This window comes from Streptomyces sp. NPDC041124 (assembly GCF_055592385.1).
In genome coordinates, this window is the sequence record NZ_JBVIYR010000010.1 from 57,334 (window position 1) to 74,108 (window position 16,775).

12 protein-coding genes and 1 pseudogene are annotated in these 16,775 nt (G+C 72.7%); 11 read left to right on the forward strand and 2 right to left on the reverse strand.

Features of this window, described 5'->3' with window-relative positions; translation table 11 throughout:
- The first annotated feature begins 126 nt into the window (after window positions 1–126).
- The gene (locus ACZ6A9_RS25440; RefSeq protein ID WP_468989442.1) at window positions 127–1,281 is read left to right on the forward strand and encodes an ATP-grasp domain-containing protein; all 1,155 of its coding nucleotides are present in this window, start codon (window positions 127–129) and stop codon (window positions 1,279–1,281) included.
- 160 nt (window positions 1,282–1,441) lie between these two features.
- Here ACZ6A9_RS25440 and ACZ6A9_RS25445 read toward each other — a convergent pair whose 3' ends face one another.
- Window positions 1,442–2,779 (reverse strand): 6-phospho-beta-glucosidase, encoded by a 1,338-nt coding sequence (locus tag ACZ6A9_RS25445; protein ID WP_468989443.1) that lies wholly within the window; start codon window positions 2,777–2,779, stop codon window positions 1,442–1,444.
- A gap of 247 nt (window positions 2,780–3,026) precedes the next feature.
- On the opposite strand from ACZ6A9_RS25445, the gene ACZ6A9_RS25450 reads away from it, so the two are divergent.
- The 9 genes and pseudogenes from ACZ6A9_RS25450 to ACZ6A9_RS25490 all read left to right on the forward strand — a co-directional run bounded on the left by ACZ6A9_RS25450 (window position 3,027) and on the right by ACZ6A9_RS25490 (window position 15,022).
- A complete protein-coding gene (locus ACZ6A9_RS25450; protein ID WP_468989445.1) occupies window positions 3,027–4,223 on the forward strand; it encodes a sensor histidine kinase in 1,197 nt (398 codons plus the stop codon).
- Window positions 4,220–4,894 carry a response regulator gene (locus ACZ6A9_RS25455; RefSeq protein ID WP_468989448.1) on the forward strand — a complete coding sequence of 225 codons (675 nt, stop codon included), beginning with the start codon at window positions 4,220–4,222 and terminating at the stop codon, window positions 4,892–4,894. Before ACZ6A9_RS25450 ends, ACZ6A9_RS25455 begins: the two co-directional genes overlap by 4 nt.
- 131 nt (window positions 4,895–5,025) lie before the next feature.
- Entirely contained in the window at window positions 5,026–7,134 is a 2,109-nt protein-coding gene (locus ACZ6A9_RS25460; RefSeq protein ID WP_468989450.1) for an MMPL family transporter, read from the forward strand.
- Window positions 7,135–7,761: 627 nt separating this feature from the next.
- Window positions 7,762–7,878: pseudogene (locus ACZ6A9_RS25465) on the forward strand (transaldolase); the annotation flags it as partial.
- The gene (zwf, locus tag ACZ6A9_RS25470; protein WP_468989453.1) at window positions 7,875–9,572 is read left to right on the forward strand and encodes a glucose-6-phosphate dehydrogenase; all 1,698 of its coding nucleotides are present in this window, start codon (window positions 7,875–7,877) and stop codon (window positions 9,570–9,572) included. The pseudogene ACZ6A9_RS25465 and the gene zwf, both read left to right, overlap by 4 nt.
- Window positions 9,569–10,504, forward strand: coding sequence for a glucose-6-phosphate dehydrogenase assembly protein OpcA (opcA, locus tag ACZ6A9_RS25475; protein ID WP_468989454.1), 936 nt, complete (start codon window positions 9,569–9,571; stop codon window positions 10,502–10,504). The genes zwf and opcA overlap by 4 nt, the downstream gene beginning before the upstream one ends.
- A gap of 121 nt (window positions 10,505–10,625) precedes the next feature.
- Complete coding sequence (gene gnd, locus ACZ6A9_RS25480; protein WP_468989456.1) at window positions 10,626–11,510, forward strand: phosphogluconate dehydrogenase (NAD(+)-dependent, decarboxylating); 885 nt, start codon at window positions 10,626–10,628, stop codon at window positions 11,508–11,510.
- Between the two features lie 4 nt (window positions 11,511–11,514).
- Window positions 11,515–12,099, forward strand: a complete 585-nt coding sequence (locus ACZ6A9_RS25485; protein WP_468989459.1) for a histidine phosphatase family protein — start codon at window positions 11,515–11,517, stop codon at window positions 12,097–12,099.
- Between the two features lie 526 nt (window positions 12,100–12,625).
- Complete coding sequence (locus ACZ6A9_RS25490; RefSeq protein WP_468989462.1) at window positions 12,626–15,022, forward strand: ATP-binding cassette domain-containing protein; 2,397 nt, start codon at window positions 12,626–12,628, stop codon at window positions 15,020–15,022.
- 28 nt (window positions 15,023–15,050) lie between these two features.
- On the opposite strand, the gene ACZ6A9_RS25495 is transcribed toward ACZ6A9_RS25490, so the two are convergent.
- Window positions 15,051–15,497: a PPOX class F420-dependent oxidoreductase gene (locus tag ACZ6A9_RS25495; protein WP_468989464.1), complete on the reverse strand. Its 447-nt coding sequence runs from the start codon at window positions 15,495–15,497 to the stop codon at window positions 15,051–15,053.
- A 48-nt stretch (window positions 15,498–15,545) separates the two neighbouring features.
- Between ACZ6A9_RS25495 and ACZ6A9_RS25500 the strand changes: the two genes are divergently transcribed.
- On the forward strand, window positions 15,546–16,775 hold the full coding sequence (locus ACZ6A9_RS25500) for a serine hydrolase domain-containing protein (RefSeq protein ID WP_468989466.1): 1,230 nt from the start codon (window positions 15,546–15,548) through the stop codon (window positions 16,773–16,775).

Consider the following 16,775-nt stretch of genomic DNA (forward strand, 5'->3'; position numbering starts at 1 on the left):
CTATGATCGCCCCGACACCACCGCTGTGAAGCGCCCTTCGCACAGGGCGGTTTGGTGACCCTTCCAACGTCTTGCCCGGGCAACGGGCCGCTGCGCCCTGCCCGCGAACCGTGAAAGGCGGCCCGCATGGTCTCTCGCGTACGCGTCTGGCTCAACCGCACGTACGCGGAGAACGTGTTCTTCATGGATCAGCTGAGGCGGAATCCCGCCGGCCGTCCCGTCGAGATCCACGCCACGCACGGTGACCCCGACTCCCCGGTGCTGGCCGCCGCCGACACCGCCGAGCCGGAGCCCGAGGGGCTGACCCCGGCGGCGTACGTCGAGTACGCGCTCACCCAGTGCGAGCGGCGCGGCATCGACGTCTTCGTGCCCCGGCTGCACCAGTCGGCGATCGTGAGGCACCGCGCCGACTTCGAGGCCGTGGGTACGGCGCTGCTGGCGCCGCCGCCGGAGGCGGTGGCGGTGTTCCTGGACAAGGTGGTCGCCTATGAGGCGGTCCAGGCGATCGGGGTGCCCGTGCCGCCGTGGTGGCGGGTGCGGAGCGCGGACGAACTCCTGGCTGCGGTCGAGGAGTTGGAAGGCAACGGACACCGTGCGTGCTTCAAGCCCGCGTCCGGTGCGGGCGGGGTGGGCTTCCGTGTGCTCACGCGTGATCCCTTCTCCCTCGCACAGCTGAGCGGCTTCCCCAGCCCGTACGTGCCGCTCGGCCTGGCGCTGGACGCGGTACGGGAGGCCGGGGAGCCGGTCGACTGGCTGGTGATGCCGCGCCTGGAGCAGCCCGAGGTGTCCGTGGACTGTCTGACCGGGCCCGACAACCGGATCCGGCTGGCCGTGGGACGCACCAAGAACGGACGGCGCCGGGGTTTCACCCTGCACGAGCAGTGGCTGGAGCCTGCCCGGCGGATCGCGGAGGGTTTCGGTCTGCACCACCTGTCGAACATCCAGTTCCGGATGTTCGGTGACCGGCCCGTCCTCATGGACGTCAACACCCGCCCGGCGGGCGGGCTGCACCAGCTGTCCCTGTGCGGGGTGAACGCCCCGTGGGCCGCGGTACGGCTGGCGCTGGGCGACGACCCGGGCGGGATGACGCCGCCGTTCCTGGGGCCGGACTACTCCGTGGTGTCCGGTCCGCGCCCGCTGCTGCCGGTGGTGCTGCCGCAGCAGCGGGGCGAGGTACCCGCGTCGGCGCTCGGTGCCGAACCCGCACGGTCGGCGCTCGGTGCCGTCCCCGCTCCGGCGGTGCCCGTGGCGGCGAGGACGGCGACCGGGGCGCGCCCGTAGAACTTTTTCCGGGAAATTCCCGCCGGGGGTGTATCAGGGGCCGGGTTGCGTGCTCTTGATGGTGTCGGCGACTTGGGGAAGCCGCCGGGGGGAAGCACGGGGGAACGGGGGGCTCGGGTCGGGCGGTCGCTGTCACGGGGGGCGACCGGCCGGCCCGAAGCTATCCGAGGTAGGCGAGGCCGGGGTGGACGGCGGTGTATCCGTCGACGAGACGACGGGCGACGCTCACGGAGTCGACGAGCGGATGCAGGGCGAAGGCCTTGACCGCACCGGCGCGGGAGCCCGACCGGGCGGCGGCCAGCACCTCGCGTTCCACGGCCTTGACGGCACAGACCAGACCGGTGGCGTGATGGGGCAGCGGGTCGACGGCGACGGGGTGCGCGCCGTTGGCGTCCACCAGGCAGGGCACTTCGATCACCGCCTCCGCGTCCAGCGGTGACAGGGTGCCGCGGTTGGGGACGTTGAGGATCAGGGTGGTGCGTTCGTCGCGGGCGATCGCCCGCATCAGGGCGAGCGCCACCTTCTCGTAGCCGCCGGACAGGTCGTCGGCCTCGCGTTCGCCCGCGCCGGCGGCCTCCCTGTTCTCGGCCATGTAGGTGGCCTCGCGTTCGGCGCGGGTGTGGTCCCACAGGGTGAGGGCGGACACCTCGGGGTCGCGGGTCCCGGCGTAGAAGCGGGCCTGCTGGTCGTGCAGGAACGCGCCCCGGGTCCGTTCGGCCTGCCGGTAGGCGTCCACCGCCTCCCGGTTGAAGTAGTAGTAGTGCAGGTACTCGTTGGGGACCGCGCCGAGGGATCGCAGCCAGTCGGCGCCGAAGAGCCTGCCCTCTTCGAAGGAGCCCAGCAGCGCGGGGTCCTCGAGCAGGCGCGGGAGGTGGTCCCGCCCTGCGATGCGCAGACCGCGCACCCAGCCGAGGTGGTTGAGGCCGACGTAGTCGATCCACGCCTCGCGCGGGTCCGCGCCGAGCACCCGGGCGATACGGCGGCCGAGGCCGACCGGTGAGTCGCAGATTCCGATGACGCGGTCGCCGAGGTGCCGCGCCATGGCCTCGGTGACCAGTCCTGCCGGGTTGGTGAAGTTGATGACCCAGGCGTCGGGGGCGAGGCGCGCGACCCGGCGGGCGATGTCCACGGCGACGGGAACGGTGCGCAGGCCGTAGGCGATGCCGCCCGCGCCGACGGTCTCCTGGCCGAGCACGCCCTCGGCGAGGGCGACCCGTTCGTCGTCGGCCCTGCCCTCCAGGCCGCCGACGCGGATCGCGGAGAAGACGAAGTCGGCGCCGCGCACCGCCTCGTCGAGGTCGGTCGTCCAGGTCACCTCGGGGGCGTCGGGCGCACCGGCGGCCTGTTCGGCCAGCACCCGGGCGATCGCGCGCAGCCGGGCGGCGTCCACGTCGTGCAGCACGACCCGGGTCACCCGCCCCTCGGCATGGTCCCCGAGCAGCGCGCCGTACACCAGCGGCACGCGGAAGCCTCCGCCGCCCAGAATCGTCAGCCTCACGTCCGCACCCTTCCCACCACGACGAACGGGAACGACCCTACTCGCGGCGCGAGCGGCACGGCGGGCCGCGCCACGCGGCACCACGGCCTGCACGGCCTTTCGGGAGAACTGCCGCCGCGCACGGCCTTTCCCTCGCGGCCCGTACGGACACCGGCGGGCGGCAGCCGGTACGGAAATCCCTCTCACCGGTGAGGACAGGCTTCCGGTCCCTCGTGATACTGGGACGCCCCGCCCCGAGGAGCCCGCCATGTTACTCCGCTCCGCCCTCACGCCGGTCGTCGCCCGCTGGCGCACGGCGAATCCGTACGCCCTCGACTCCGCGCTCGCCGCGCTCGTGCTGTTCGCCGTCTCGCTGCAGTGGATCTTCCCCGACGAGGGGGACGACCCGCTGACGTGGCAGGGATGGCTGCTGGGAGCGGCCACCGCAGTGCCACTGATCTGGCGGCGGCGGGCGCCCTGCACGACCGCGTGGGCCGTGTCGGTCGCCACCCCCGCGCAGGCGCTGTACCACGCTCCCCCGCCCGACGTGATGTACGGCGGGATGGTCGTCCTGTACACCCTGGCCGCCGTGGGCAGGCCCTGGCAGCGCCGGATGATGCTCGCGGGGTGGGTGATCGGGGTCGTCGCGACGATGCAGCACCAAGCGGAGAAGGAGCCGTTCGAGTACGCCTTCCACCTGATGGGTCTCGTCTGCGGCTACGCCCTGGGCGTGGTCTCCCGCGTCCAGCGCGCCTACACCACCGCACTCGAGGACCGGGCCCGCCGGCTGGAGCGGGAGCGGGCCGCGGACACCGCCCGGGCGAGGGCCGAGGAACGCTCCCGCATCGCCCGGGACATGCACGACATCCTGGCGCACGCCGTGAGCCTGATGGTGGTGCAGGCGGAGGCCGGCCCGGTGGTGGTGCGCAAGGACCCCGAGCGTGCCGAGGCCACGTTCGACACCATCGCGGCGACGGGCCGCGACGCGATGACCCAACTGCGTAAGATCCTGGGTGTGTTGAAGGAGGAACGGCCCGAAGGCGAGGACGTGCCACGGCTGCCGCAGCCGAGCGTGACGGCCCTGCCCGCCCTGGTGGACCGGGTGCGGGAGTCCACGGGGTTGCGCGCCGAGCTGCGCACCACGGGCGTGCCCCGCCCGCTGTCCTCGGACACCGAGGTCGCGGCCTACCGTGTGGTCCAGGAGGCGCTCACCAACACCGTGAAGCACGCCCGTGCCTCCTTCGCGGTGGTCGAGCTGGACTGGGCGCGGGAGCGGGTGACCGTGACCGTGACGGACGACGGGCGGGGACCGTCCGCGCCGTCGGGCGGACACGGGCTGATCGGTATCCGGGAGCGGGCCGCGGCCTGCGGGGGCAGCGCGGAGACCGGCGCCGGTCCGGACGGCGGCTTCCGGGTCGTCGTGCGGCTGCCCGTGGCCGCCGACCGCGAGGGGGCCCTCGGGTGAGCATCCGCGTGGTCGTCGCCGACGACCAGGAGCTGGTCAGGGCCGGCTTCGGCATGATCCTCGACGCCCAGGACGACATCGAGGTGGTCGCCGAGGCCGGTGACGGCGCGGAGGCCGTCGAGGCGGTGCGCCGGCACACCGCGGACGTGGTGCTGCTCGACATCCGCATGCCGGTGATGGACGGCCTGGAGGCGGCCCGCCGGGTGTGCGCGGAGTCGGGCTGCAAGGTGGTCATGCTGACCACCTTCGACCTGGACGAGTACGTGTACGAGGCGCTGTACGCGGGCGCCAGCGGCTTCCTGCTCAAGGACGTCCGCCGGGACGACCTCGTGCACGCGGTGCGGGTGGTGGCGGCCGGTGACTCGCTGCTCGCCCCGGCGGTGACACGGCGGCTGGTCGCGGACGTCGTGCGGCGCCGCCGGGAGGAGGCCGCCACGGACACCGAGGCGGCACCGCAGCGCCTGGACGCACTCACCGCACGCGAGGTGGAGACCCTGCGGCTGCTGGCCAGGGGATTGTCCAACGCGGAGATCGCCACGACCCTGTTCGTCAGTGAACACACCGTCAAGACCCATGTGAGCAACGTGCTGGGCAAACTGGCTCTCCGGGACCGGGTGCAGGCGGTGATCTGCGCGTACGAGACGGGACTGATCACTCCCGGCTCCCCCTGAGGAGTGAGGGAGAGGGCCTTCTCCCCCGTACGGGCGAGGCCCGTATCCCGCTCCCACCGGCGATCCGCCGACCCCCTCCACGGCGGGAGTCTGAGGGCGTGTCGACGAACCATCACTCGCCGGGAGGGACCGTGCTTTCCACACTCGCCCGGGCGGCCACCCGCCGCCCCTTGACCGTGATGCTCCTGTGGGGGCTCTTTCTGCTGCTGGGCTTCGGACTCGGCACGGGCGTCTTCGCGCGGCTCTCCGACAACGTGCCCGACGTGCCCGGAACCGAGTCGGAGTCGGCCGCCCAGTACCTGAACCGGGTCGACCCGGCGGGCGAGTCGATCACCGGCGTGGTCTCCGGCACCGCCGTCTCGGACCCCGTACTGCGCGCCGAGGTCGAACGGGCCGTGGCCGACGTCCGTGAGGTCGCCGGGGTCGCCGCCGTCCCCGACCCGTACACCACACCCGGTCTGACCGCCGAGGACGGACGGGCACTGATCGTCCCCGTCCGGCTCGAGAGCGGACTGGACGACGACGCCGAGAAGCGCACCCTCGACGCGGCGGCCGACCGCATCCGGGAGATCGACGCGCCCGACGTCCAGGTGAGCGGAGGCCCACTGCTGGGACTGCAGATCGCCGAGCGGGCCCAGGAGGACGTGCAGAACGCGGAGTTGATCTCCCTGCCGGTGGTCCTGGTCCTGCTGCTGGTGGTGTTCGGGGGGCTGCGCACGGCGCTGCTGCCACTGATCGTCGCGGTCAGCGGCATCGCGGGAGCCTTCCTGGCGCTGTTCGCGTTCAGCGGGGTCACCGACATCTCCGTGTACGCGATCCAGTTGACGACCATGCTGGGGCTGGGACTCGCCGTGGACTACGCCCTGTTGCTGCTGGTGCGGTTCCGGGAGGAGCGCCGGCACACCGGGGACGTGGTCGAGGCGGTGCACCGTACGGTCGCGGCGGCCGGGCGGACGGTGCTGTTCTCCGGGCTCACGGTCGCCGTCAGTCTGACCGGGCTGCTGGTGTTCCCCAGCGTGTTCCTGCGCAGCATGGGTCTCGCGGTCGCCGCCGTGGTCGTCATCGACATGCTGGCCGCGCTCACCCTGCTGCCCGCGCTGCTCGCGCGGTTCGGCGCACGGATCCCGCCGGCGAAGACACCGAAGAGCGGCGAGGAGGGCCGGTTCTTCGCCCGCGTCGCCCGCTTCGCGGACCGGCGGAAGGCCGCCGTACTGGCCGTGGTCGTCCCCGCGTTGCTGGTCCTGGCCGTGCCGGTGGCCGGCATGAGCATCGCCGTGGGGGACGCGCGGCAGCTCCCCGCGGACACCGAGGCCCGGCAGTTGCACGACACCGTCAGCGCGCACTTCCCCCCGGGCACCGGCGTCTCGCCGGTCACCGTCGTCGTCCGGCCCGGCACCGACCCGGCGACCGCCGACCGGATCCGGGCCCTGTCCCCGAACGCCGAGACGCGTGAACTGCCGGGCGGCGCCGCGGTGATCGAGATCCCGCCGCCGGGCGCGTCCGACGGTGAGGAGGCGACCGCGCTGGTCGAGCGGGTACGGGAGGCGCGCGGCGACGAACCGGTCGAGGTCACCGGCACGGCGGCCCAACTGGTCGACTTCCGCGAGATGCTCGCGGAACGGGGGCCGTGGGCGGCGCTGACCGTGCTGGCCGGCACCTTCCTGCTGCTGTTCGCGTTCACCGGTTCCGTGCTGCTGCCGCTGCGCACCATCGCCACCACCCTGCTCAGTCTGGGTGCCGCGCTGGGTGTGGTGGTGTGGGTCTTCCAGGACGGGCATCTGGCCGGGCTGCTGGGCGCGGAGGGCCTGGGCGCGCTCAGCCTGACCGCGCCACCGCTGATCGTGGCGGTCGCCTTCGGGCTCGCCATGGACTACGAGCTGTTCATCCTGGCCCGGATGCGCGAGGCACGGCAGCGCACCGGCGACGACCGGGAGGCCGTGGTGACCGGGCTGCGCCGCTCCGGCCGGGTGGTGACCTGCGCGGCGCTGCTGCTCGCGGTGGTGTTCGCCGCCTTCATGACGGGAGGGTTCTCGCCCATCCTGCAGATCGGCCTCGGGCTGACGCTGGCCGTCCTCATCGACGCGACCGTCGTGCGGATGCTCCTGGTCCCGGCCACCATGGCCGTGCTCGGCCGCCGGGCCTGGTGGGCTCCGGCCCCGCTGCGCCGGGTGCACGACCGCTTCGGGCTCCGCGAGGAGGCGGAGGAGGAGCCCCGGCCCCGGGTTCCGACGGGCGTGTGAGGGACCAGGCGTCGGCCGGTTCGCCTTCGTCCGGCCGCTACTTTCACCCGCCGCCCCGGCCTGCGGCAGCGGCAGAGGGCTCCACGCGCCTGTGGGGCCCTCTGCCGCACGTCCGGCACCGTGCCCTGGGGGAGACGACCGCATGGCCGGGGTGGTTCCGCGGTACCCGTCGAGGTGCGAAGGGGCGCAGGACCGGGCCCACCCGGGCAGAAAGGTCATACTTTTGGGAGGGGGCGCCGGTTCTCTTTGGAGGTGTACGCCGCTTCGAACGGTGCAGCCGGTCCGTCCGGCCTCGAACGGGGCACCGCTCCCCCGTCGCGGCCGGCCGGCCCGAGCGCCCTGCCCGTCGCACGTCCGGAGGGCTGACGCGGTACCGGCTCACGCGAGTGCTCCCTGCGCCCGCCGGTGCGGCCACGCCGGGAATCACCTGCCGTCGTCCGCGGTTGACGCCCTCGCGGGAAGAAGATGATCACCGAGCGGAGCGGAGCGGCCGCGGCCCCGGAGCGGCACGCGACACCCCTTGGGGGAACTCACCGGGTGAAGGACCGCGCATACCGGGACACCCTGTAGGGGAAGGGCTGGTCCCGCCCGGCACCGGCATCACGGTGTCCGGGGCCACGCCGAGGAGACGAGGTGGTGCGGCAGCCGCAGGACGAGGGTGTGGCGGAATGCGACGACGCCTGGCAGGAGCTGCTGGACGTGGTGACGAAGTCGCTCGACAGCAAGGGAGTTGACGCGGAATGACCGACGGGACGACCGAGCCGGGTACCGACACCCCGCAGGGGGCGGCCGGGGCCGCGGCGGAGGACGCGGCCACCGCGGCGGCCACGCCGGAGGAGCAGCCGGCCCAGGACGGAGCGGAGGGCCGGGCCGAGGATCCGGCGCAGACCCGTACCGCCCTGCCCGCGCCCCCGGCCGACTGGCCCAACCCGCTGCGCGATCCGCGGGACCGCCGGCTGCCCCGGGTGGCCGGATCCTCCGGCCTGGTCATCTTCGGGGTGACGGGCGACCTGTCCCGCCGCAAACTGATGCCGGCCGTGTACGACCTCGCGAACCGGGGGCTGCTGCCGCCGGGTTTCTCGCTGGTCGGGTTCGCCCGCCGCGACTGGGAGAACCAGGACTTCGCCGAGGTGGTGCACGACGCGGTCAAGGAGCACGCGCGGACCCCGTTCCGCGAGGAGGTGTGGCAACAGCTCTCCGAGGGCATGCGGTTCGTCCCGGGCGACTTCGACGACGACCAGGCGTTCGAACAGCTGCGCAAGGCCGTCGACGAGCTCGACGCCTCCCGGGGCACCAGCGGCAACCACGCCTTCTACCTCTCCGTACCGCCGAAGTTCTTCCCCAAGGTGGTGCAGCAGCTGAAGAAGCACGGGCTGACCGACGCCCCGGAGGGCTCCTGGCGGCGCGCGGTGATCGAGAAGCCGTTCGAGCACGACCTGAAGTCCGCCCAGGAGCTGAACGCGATCGTGCACGAGGTGTTCGACCCCGAGCAGGTGTTCCGGATCGACCACTACCTGGGCAAGGAGACCGTCCAGAACATCCTGGCGCTGCGCTTCGCCAACACGATGTTCGAACCGACCTGGAACCGGTCCTTCGTGGACCACGTGCAGATCACCATGGCCGAGGACATCGGCATCGGCGGCCGGGCCGGCTACTACGACGGCATCGGCGCCGCCCGCGACGTCATCCAGAACCACCTCCTGCAGCTGATGGCGCTCACCGCGATGGAGGAACCGGCCTCCTTCGACGCCGCATCGCTGCTGACGGAGAAGCTGAAGGTGTTCCGGGCCGTGCGGCTCCCGGACGACCTCGGCCGGCACACGGTGCGCGGACAGTACGCGGGCGCCTGGCAGGGCGGCGCCAAGGTGCGGGGCTACCTGGAGGAGGAGGGCATCGACCCGGGCTCCACCACCGACACCTACGCGGCGATCCGCCTCGGCATCGACAACCGCCGCTGGGCGGGCGTCCCCTTCTACCTGCGCACCGGCAAGCGGCTGGGCCGCAGGGTCACCGAGATCGCCGTCGTCTTCCAGCGGGCCCCGCACTCCCCCTTCGACGCCGGCGCCACCGAGGAACTGGGCGAGAACGCCGTGGTGATCCGGGTCCAGCCGGACGAGGGCATGACGGTCCGGTTCGGCTCCAAGGTGCCGGGCACCTCGATGGAGCTGCGGGACGTGACCATGGACTTCGCCTACGGTGAGTCGTTCACCGAGTCCAGCCCGGAGGCGTACGAGCGGCTCATCCTGGACGTGCTGCTGGGGGACGCCAACCTCTTCCCCCGGCATCAGGAGGTGGAGGAGTCCTGGAGGATCCTCGACCCGGTCGAGGAGTACTGGGCGTCGCACGGCGGGCCGGCCCGGTACGCGTCGGGCAGCTGGGGGCCCGCGGAAGCCGACGAGATGCTCGCACGAGACGGACGGAGCTGGCGCAGGCCATGAAGATCGACCTGACCGACACCACGGCAAGCAAGGTCAACAAGGCGCTGGTGCAGGGCCGCCGCGCCATCGGCACACCGGCCGTGGGCATGGTCCTGACGATGGTGATCGTCACGGACGAGGAGAACGCCTACGACTCGATCAAGGCGGCGGAGGAGGCCTCGCACGAGCACCCGTCCCGCACCCTGGTCGTCATCAAGCGGCACGCACGCAACCCGCGCGAGCGCACGCACTCCCGGCTGGACGCCGAGGTCCGGGTCGGCTCCGAGGCCGGCACCGGGGAGACGGTGGTGCTGCGGACCTACGGCGAGGTGTCCGACCACGCCGACTCGGTGGTGCTGCCGCTGCTGCTGCCGGACGCGCCGGTGGTGGTGTGGTGGCCGGGGGACGCGCCGGAGAACCCGGCGCGGGACCCGCTGGGCGCGCTGGGCCAGCGCAGGATCACCGACCTGTACGCGGTCGAGAACCCCATGGAGGTGCTCCGGGCCCGGCGGCGCAGCTACGCGCCCGGCGACACCGACCTCGCCTGGACCAGGCTGACGCTGTGGCGGTCCATGCTGGCCGCGGCCCTGGACCAGGCGCGGGCGACGGTGACGTCGGCGGCCGTGGAGGCCGAGGCCGACAACCCGGCCGCCGAGCTGCTGGCGCGCTGGCTGGAGGCACGGCTGCGGGTCACCGTCGACCGGGTGGTGACCGCGGGACCGGTCGTCACGGCGGTCCGGCTGGGCACCGCGGACGGTGAGGTCGTCATCGACCGCCCCGAGGGCCCGCTGGCCACCCTGACCCTGCCCGGGCAGCCGGCGCGCCGGCTGGCGCTGAAGGTCCGCCCCACCTCCGAACTCATCGCCGAGGAACTGCGGCGCCTCGACGCGGACGAGATGTACGCCGTGGCGCTGCGCGGCGAGGCCACCGAGGAGGTGCCCGCTCATGCCTGACTCCCCCGGGCCGGCCCGGTGCCCCGGGCGGGCCGCCCCGGCCGGCGGCTCCGTCCGCGTCCCCGACCCGTCCACGGCCGCGCCGGCGGCCGCCCACCGCGAAGATTGGGAGTGAACTGACATGCAGATCGGTCTTGTTGGTCTCGGCAAAATGGGCGGCAACATGCGCGAGCGCCTCCGCAACGCCGGCCACACCGTCATCGGGTACGACACCGATCCCGACCGCTCCGACGTCGCCCACCTGTCCGACCTCGTGGACCGGCTCGACGGTCCGCGCGCGGTGTGGGTGATGGTCCCGGCGGGCACCGTCACCCAGAACGTCATCGACCAGCTGGCGAGCCTGCTCAAACCCGGCGACGTCGTCGTGGACGGCGGCAACTCCCGCTGGACGGACGACGAGAAGCACGCCAGGGAGCTGGGCGCGCGGGGCATCGGCTTCGTCGACGCGGGTGTCTCGGGCGGCGTGTGGGGCCTGAAGAACGGCTACGCCCTGATGGTCGGCGGCGACGAGGAGCACGTGGAGCGGCTGAAGCCGATCTTCCACGCGCTCAAGCCGGACGGTCCCTACGGTTACGTCCACGCCGGCAAGGTCGGCGCCGGGCACTTCGCGAAGATGGTCCACAACGGCATCGAGTACGCCATGATGCAGGCCTACGCCGAGGGCTGGGAGCTGCTCGAGAAGGTCGACTCGGTGGACAACGTGCGGGAGGTGTTCCGCTCCTGGCAGGAGGGCACCGTCATCCGCTCCTGGCTGCTGGACCTCGCGGTGCACGCCCTCGACGACGACGAGCACCTGGAGCGGCTGCGGGGCTACGCCGACGACTCGGGCGAGGGCCGCTGGACGGTGGAGGCGGCGATCGACCACGCGGTGCCGCTGCCCGCGATCACCGCCTCCCTGTTCTCCCGGTTCGCCTCCCGGCAGGAGGACTCGCCGCAGATGAAGATGGTCGCGGCGCTGCGCGCGCAGTTCGGCGGGCACGCCGTCGAGTCGGTGAAGAAGCCCTGACGGCGTGGGCGATCTGCTGCTGGCACGGCACGGCGAGACGGAGTGGAGCAGAGCGGGCCGGCACACCGGCCGCACCGATCTGCCGATGACTGTCGAAGGTGAGGCGCAGGCCGGGTCGCTCGCCCCGCTGCTGGCGGGCCGGACCTTCGGGCTGGTGCTCACCAGTCCGCTGGTCCGCGCCCGGCGCACCGCGGAGCTGGCGGGCCTGACCGGCGCCGTGCCGGAGCCCGACCTACGGGAGTGGGACTACGGCGGCTACGAGGGCGTCACCACGGCGGACATCCGCCGCACCCGGCCCGGCTGGGACCTGTGGACGGACGGGGTACCGCCCGGCCGGGAGTTCCCCGGCGAGACGCCGGAGCAGGTCGGCGAGCGCGCGGACCGGGTGCTGTCCCGGGTGGCCGGGGCACTGGACGACGCGGACGTCCTGCTGGTGGCCCACGGCCATCTGCTGCGCGTCCTCACGGCCCGCCGGCTGGGCCTGCCCCCGGCCGGCGGACGCCTGTTCCGCCCGGAGACGGGCACCCTGTGCCGCCTGTCCCTGGAACACGGCGGTCCCGTCGTCGCGGAGTGGAACACCCGCCCGTAGCGCACCGCCCGGCACGCGCCGGCATCCCGCTCCATCGGCATGCCAGGTGCCCGGTCGTGTTCCGCTTTCCCCGGCCGTCCGCGGGTACGGCAGCCGCCTCGTCCGCTCCCGCCGATCGCCCGCGAGCGCCGGGCGTCCCGGTGCCCCCGCGAGCCGCGGACCGTCCTGGCACCGGCGCCCCTGACCCGGCGGGCAAGGACTGCCCGCATCCCTGGCCTCGCGTGCGCACCCTCGCCCCCGGCGCGTCCGCGCACGCCGGCCGGGGCGAAAAGGGGAGCGACGGACTCCGGTGACGCGACGGGGCCCGGGTCGGTCAGGAATGGAGAAGCGCAGGTGATCGCGGCGCGCCTAGCCTAGCCTTGGCACCGAGGCCCGGCCGGGGGACAGCCGTCGCACGGACGGCGGAGCGCAGCCGTGACCGCGTCGGCGAACAGCGACCGGACGCACCCGCCCCCCGCCGGCCGGACCGAACCGGGAAACGGCGGCGGAGCCCGCGACGACGGCCCCGCCCGACGGATGGAGGACGATGAGCAAGGCCACGACGAGGACGGACCGGCAGCCGGCCGCACCGCACGCCGCCGACAGCCACGATCTGATCCGCGTGCACGGCGCGCGCGAGAACAACCTCAAGGACGTCAGCGTCGAACTTCCCAAGCGCCGTCTGACCGTGTTCACCGGCGTGTCCGGATCCGGCAAGAGCTCACTCGTCTTCGACACGATCGCCGCCGAGTCCCAGCGGATGATCAACGAGACGTACAGCGCCTTCCTCCAGGGGTTCATGCCGACGCTGGCGCGGCCCGAGGTCGACGTGCTCGAGGGGTTGACCACCGCGATCACCGTCGACCAGCAGCGGATGGGCTCCGACCCCCGCTCCACGGTCGGCACGGCCACCGACGCCAACGCCATGCTGCGCATCCTCTTCAGCCGGCTCGGCGAGCCGTACTTCGGCCCGCCCGGCGCGTTCTCCTTCAACGTCGCCTCGGTCCAGGCGAGTGGCGGCTTCACGGTCGACCGCGGTGCCGAGAAGACCAAGACCGAGAAGGTGTCCTTCAGCCGCACCGGCGGCATGTGCACGCACTGCGAGGGGCGGGGCACGGTCTCCGACATCGACATCGCCCAGCTCTACGACGACTCCAAGTCGCTCTCGCAGGACCCCTTCATGATCCCCACGTACACCGGGGGCGGCTGGGTGGTGCGGGTCATCGCCGAGTCGGGCTTCTTCGACCCGGCCAAGCCGATCCGCGAGTACACCGAGAAGGAGCGGCACGACTTCCTGTACCGGGAGCCGACCAAGGTCAAGATCAACGGGATCAACCTCACCTATGAAGGGCTGATCCCCAAGCTGCAGAAGTCGATCCTCAGCAAGGACCGGGAGTCGATGCAGCCGCACATCCGGGCGTTCGTCGACCGGGCGGTCACCTTCGCCACCTGCCCCGCGTGCGACGGCACCCGGCTCACGGAGGGGGCCAGGTCGTCGAAGATCAACAAGATCAACATCGCCGACGCCTGCGCGATGGAGATCAGGGACCTGGCCGAGTGGGTCCGCGACATCGACGAGCGGTCGGTGGCGCCGCTGCTGACCGCGCTCCAGCACACCCTCGACTCGTTCGTCGAGATCGGTCTGGGCTACCTCTCGCTGGACCGGGCGTCGGGCACCCTGTCGGGCGGCGAGGCGCAGCGCGTGAAGATGATCCGGCACCTGGGCTCCTCCCTCACCGACGTCACGTACGTCTTCGACGAGCCCACCACCGGCCTGCACCCGCACGACATCCAGCGGATGAACAACCTGCTGCTGCGCCTGCGGGACAAGGGCAACACGGTGCTGGTGGTGGAGCACAAGCCGGAGGCGATCGCCATCGCCGACCATGTGGTCGACCTCGGTCCCGGCGCCGGCACGGCGGGCGGCACCGTCTGCTTCGAGGGCACCGTGGAGGGCCTGCGCGCCAGCGACACGGTCACCGGCCGCCACCTCGACGACCGGGCCCGCGTGAAGGACACGGTGCGCAAGGCCACCGGCACCCTCGAGATCCGGGGCGCGAAGGCGAACAACCTGCGGAAGGTCGACGTCGACATCCCGCTCGGCGTGCTCACCGTCGTCACCGGCGTGGCCGGCTCCGGCAAGAGCTCCCTGGTACACGGCTCGATCCCCGCCGAAGAGGGCGTGATCGCGGTCGACCAGACGCCGATCCGCGGTTCCCGGCGCAGCAACCCGGCCACCTACACCGGACTGCTCGACCCGATCCGCAAGGCGTTCGCCAAGGCCAACGGGGTGAAGCCGGCGTTGTTCAGCGCCAACTCCGAGGGCGCCTGCCCCACCTGCAACGGCGCCGGTGTCATCTACACCGACCTGGGGATGATGGCCGGAGTCTCCACCACCTGCGAGGACTGCGGCGGCAAGCGGTTCGACGCGTCGGTCCTCGAGTACCGCTTCGGCGGCCGTGACATCAGCGAGGTGCTCGCGATGTCGGTGGCCGAGGCGGAGGAGTTCTTCCGCGAGGGCGAGGCGCGCATCCCCGCCGCGCACAGAATCGTCGAGCGGATGGCGGACGTCGGTCTCGGCTACCTCACCCTGGGCCAGCCGCTCACCACGCTGTCCGGCGGCGAGCGGCAGCGGCTGAAGCTGGCCACGCACATGGGCGACAAGGGCGGTGTCTACGTCCTCGACGAGCCGACCACCGGCCTGCACCTGGCCGATGTGGAGCAGTTGCTCGGTCTGCTGGACCGGCTGGTCGACTCCGGCAAGTCGGTCATCGTGATCGAGCACCACCAGGCGGTCATGGCGCACGCCGACTGGATCATCGACCTCGGTCCCGGCGCCGGTCACGACGGCGGCCGGATCGTCTTCGAGGGCACGCCCGCCGACCTGGTCGCCGCCCGCTCCACCCTCACGGGTGAACACCTCGCGGAGTACGTCGGCGCCTGAGGCGCCTCCCGCGCGCCGCCGGGACCGGCTACGTCCCGGCGGCGCGCGGGATGCCGTACGCCCGTTCCACCCGCAGGCGCAGCACCAGCCGCCGGTCGCGGACCATCGCCGCACGGTAGTCCTCCCAGTCGGGGTGCTCGCCGCTCACGTCGCGGTACAGCCGGACGAGTTCCTCCACCGTCTCGTCGTACGGATCACCGGCGACGGGTGACAGGTCGGCGGTGCCCTCGACCACCGTGTAGGCCCACCGGTCGGGGGTGGTGACGTGGTAGGAGGCCCGGGGGTCGCGCCGCAGGTTGCGGGTCTTCGCCCGGTCGTCCGTGAGCGACACGCGGATGACTCCCTCATCGGGGTAGTAAGCATGCGTGACGTTGGACAGCTGGGGCCGCCCGTCGCGTTTCAGTGTGACGAGTACTCCGCCGCTCCCCTCGGAGAGCAGGGCGAGCAATGCGTTCTGTTCGGCGTCCTGGGTCATGACTCGATCAACGGTCCGCGCCGGGCCGGCGTTCCCCTGAGGAGTGCGATGGGAGTACTGCGGCAGGAGGCCGGCCCCGAGGAGGCCGGGCTGGACGCGCGGGCGCTGGAGCGTCTGGACGGGCACTTCGCCCGCCTGGTCGACGAGGGGAGACTGCCCGGGTTCCTCGTCGCCGTCGCCCGGGGAGGACGCGTCGCCCACCTGACGGTGTACGGGGCGCGGGACGTGGCGGCCGGGCTGCCCGTGGCGAGCGACACGCTGTGGCGGATCTACTCCATGACCAAGCCGGTGACCACGGTGGGCGCGCTGATGCTGGTGGAGGAGGGGCTGCTGTCGCTGGACGACCCGGTCGGCCGCCACCTTCCCGCCTTCGCGGAACCGCGTGTGTACGAGAGCGGCTCCGGTGACCGGGTGCGCACCCGCCCGGCCGCCGGCCCCCTCCTGGTACGCCATCTGATGACGCACACGGCCGGGCTGACGTTCGCGTTCTACCGCACCCACCCCGTCGACGCGCTGTACCGGGAGGCCGGTCTGCAGTCGTCGGTGGCACCGGGCGAGGACCTGGCGGGGACGACCGACGTGTACGCGAGCCTGCCGCTGCAGTTCGACCCGGGGACCCAGTGGAACTACTCGGTGGCGTCGAACGTACTGGGCCGGATCATCGAGGTGGTGTCCGGCCGCCCGCTGGACGAGTACCTCGCCGAGCGGGTCTTCCGCCCGCTGGGCATGAGCGACGCCGGCTTCCAGGTCACTGACAACAGGGTGGCGCGCCTGGCGGAGCTGTACGGGGAGTCGGAGGACGGCGGCATCGAGCCGGTCCCGGGCCTGCCGCTGCGCGGCCGGCCCCGTTTCCTGTCCGGCAGCGGCGGCATGGTGGCCTCCGCCCACGACGTGCACCGGTTCATGGAACTGCTGCGCCGACGCGGCGAACTGGACGGTGTGCGGCTGCTCGCCCAGGACACCGTGGACCTGATGACCCGCAACCACCTGCCGGGCGACGCCGATCTGCGTGCCTTCGGCAGCCGGCCCGCGCACGACGTACCCGGCAACGACGGTGTCGGGTTCGGCCTCGGCGTCAGCGTGGTCATCGACCCGTCGCGCACGCAGTCCCCGTCGGGTCCCGGCAGCTACGGCTGGAGCGGGGTGGCCACCACCACCTTCTGGGTCGACCCGGGCCGCGACCTGACCGTGCAGTTCTTCACGCAGGTGCGGCCCAGGTCCTCCCACACCGTCTTCGGGGACCTCAAGCGGCTGGTGCACGAGGCGGTGAGCGGCTGA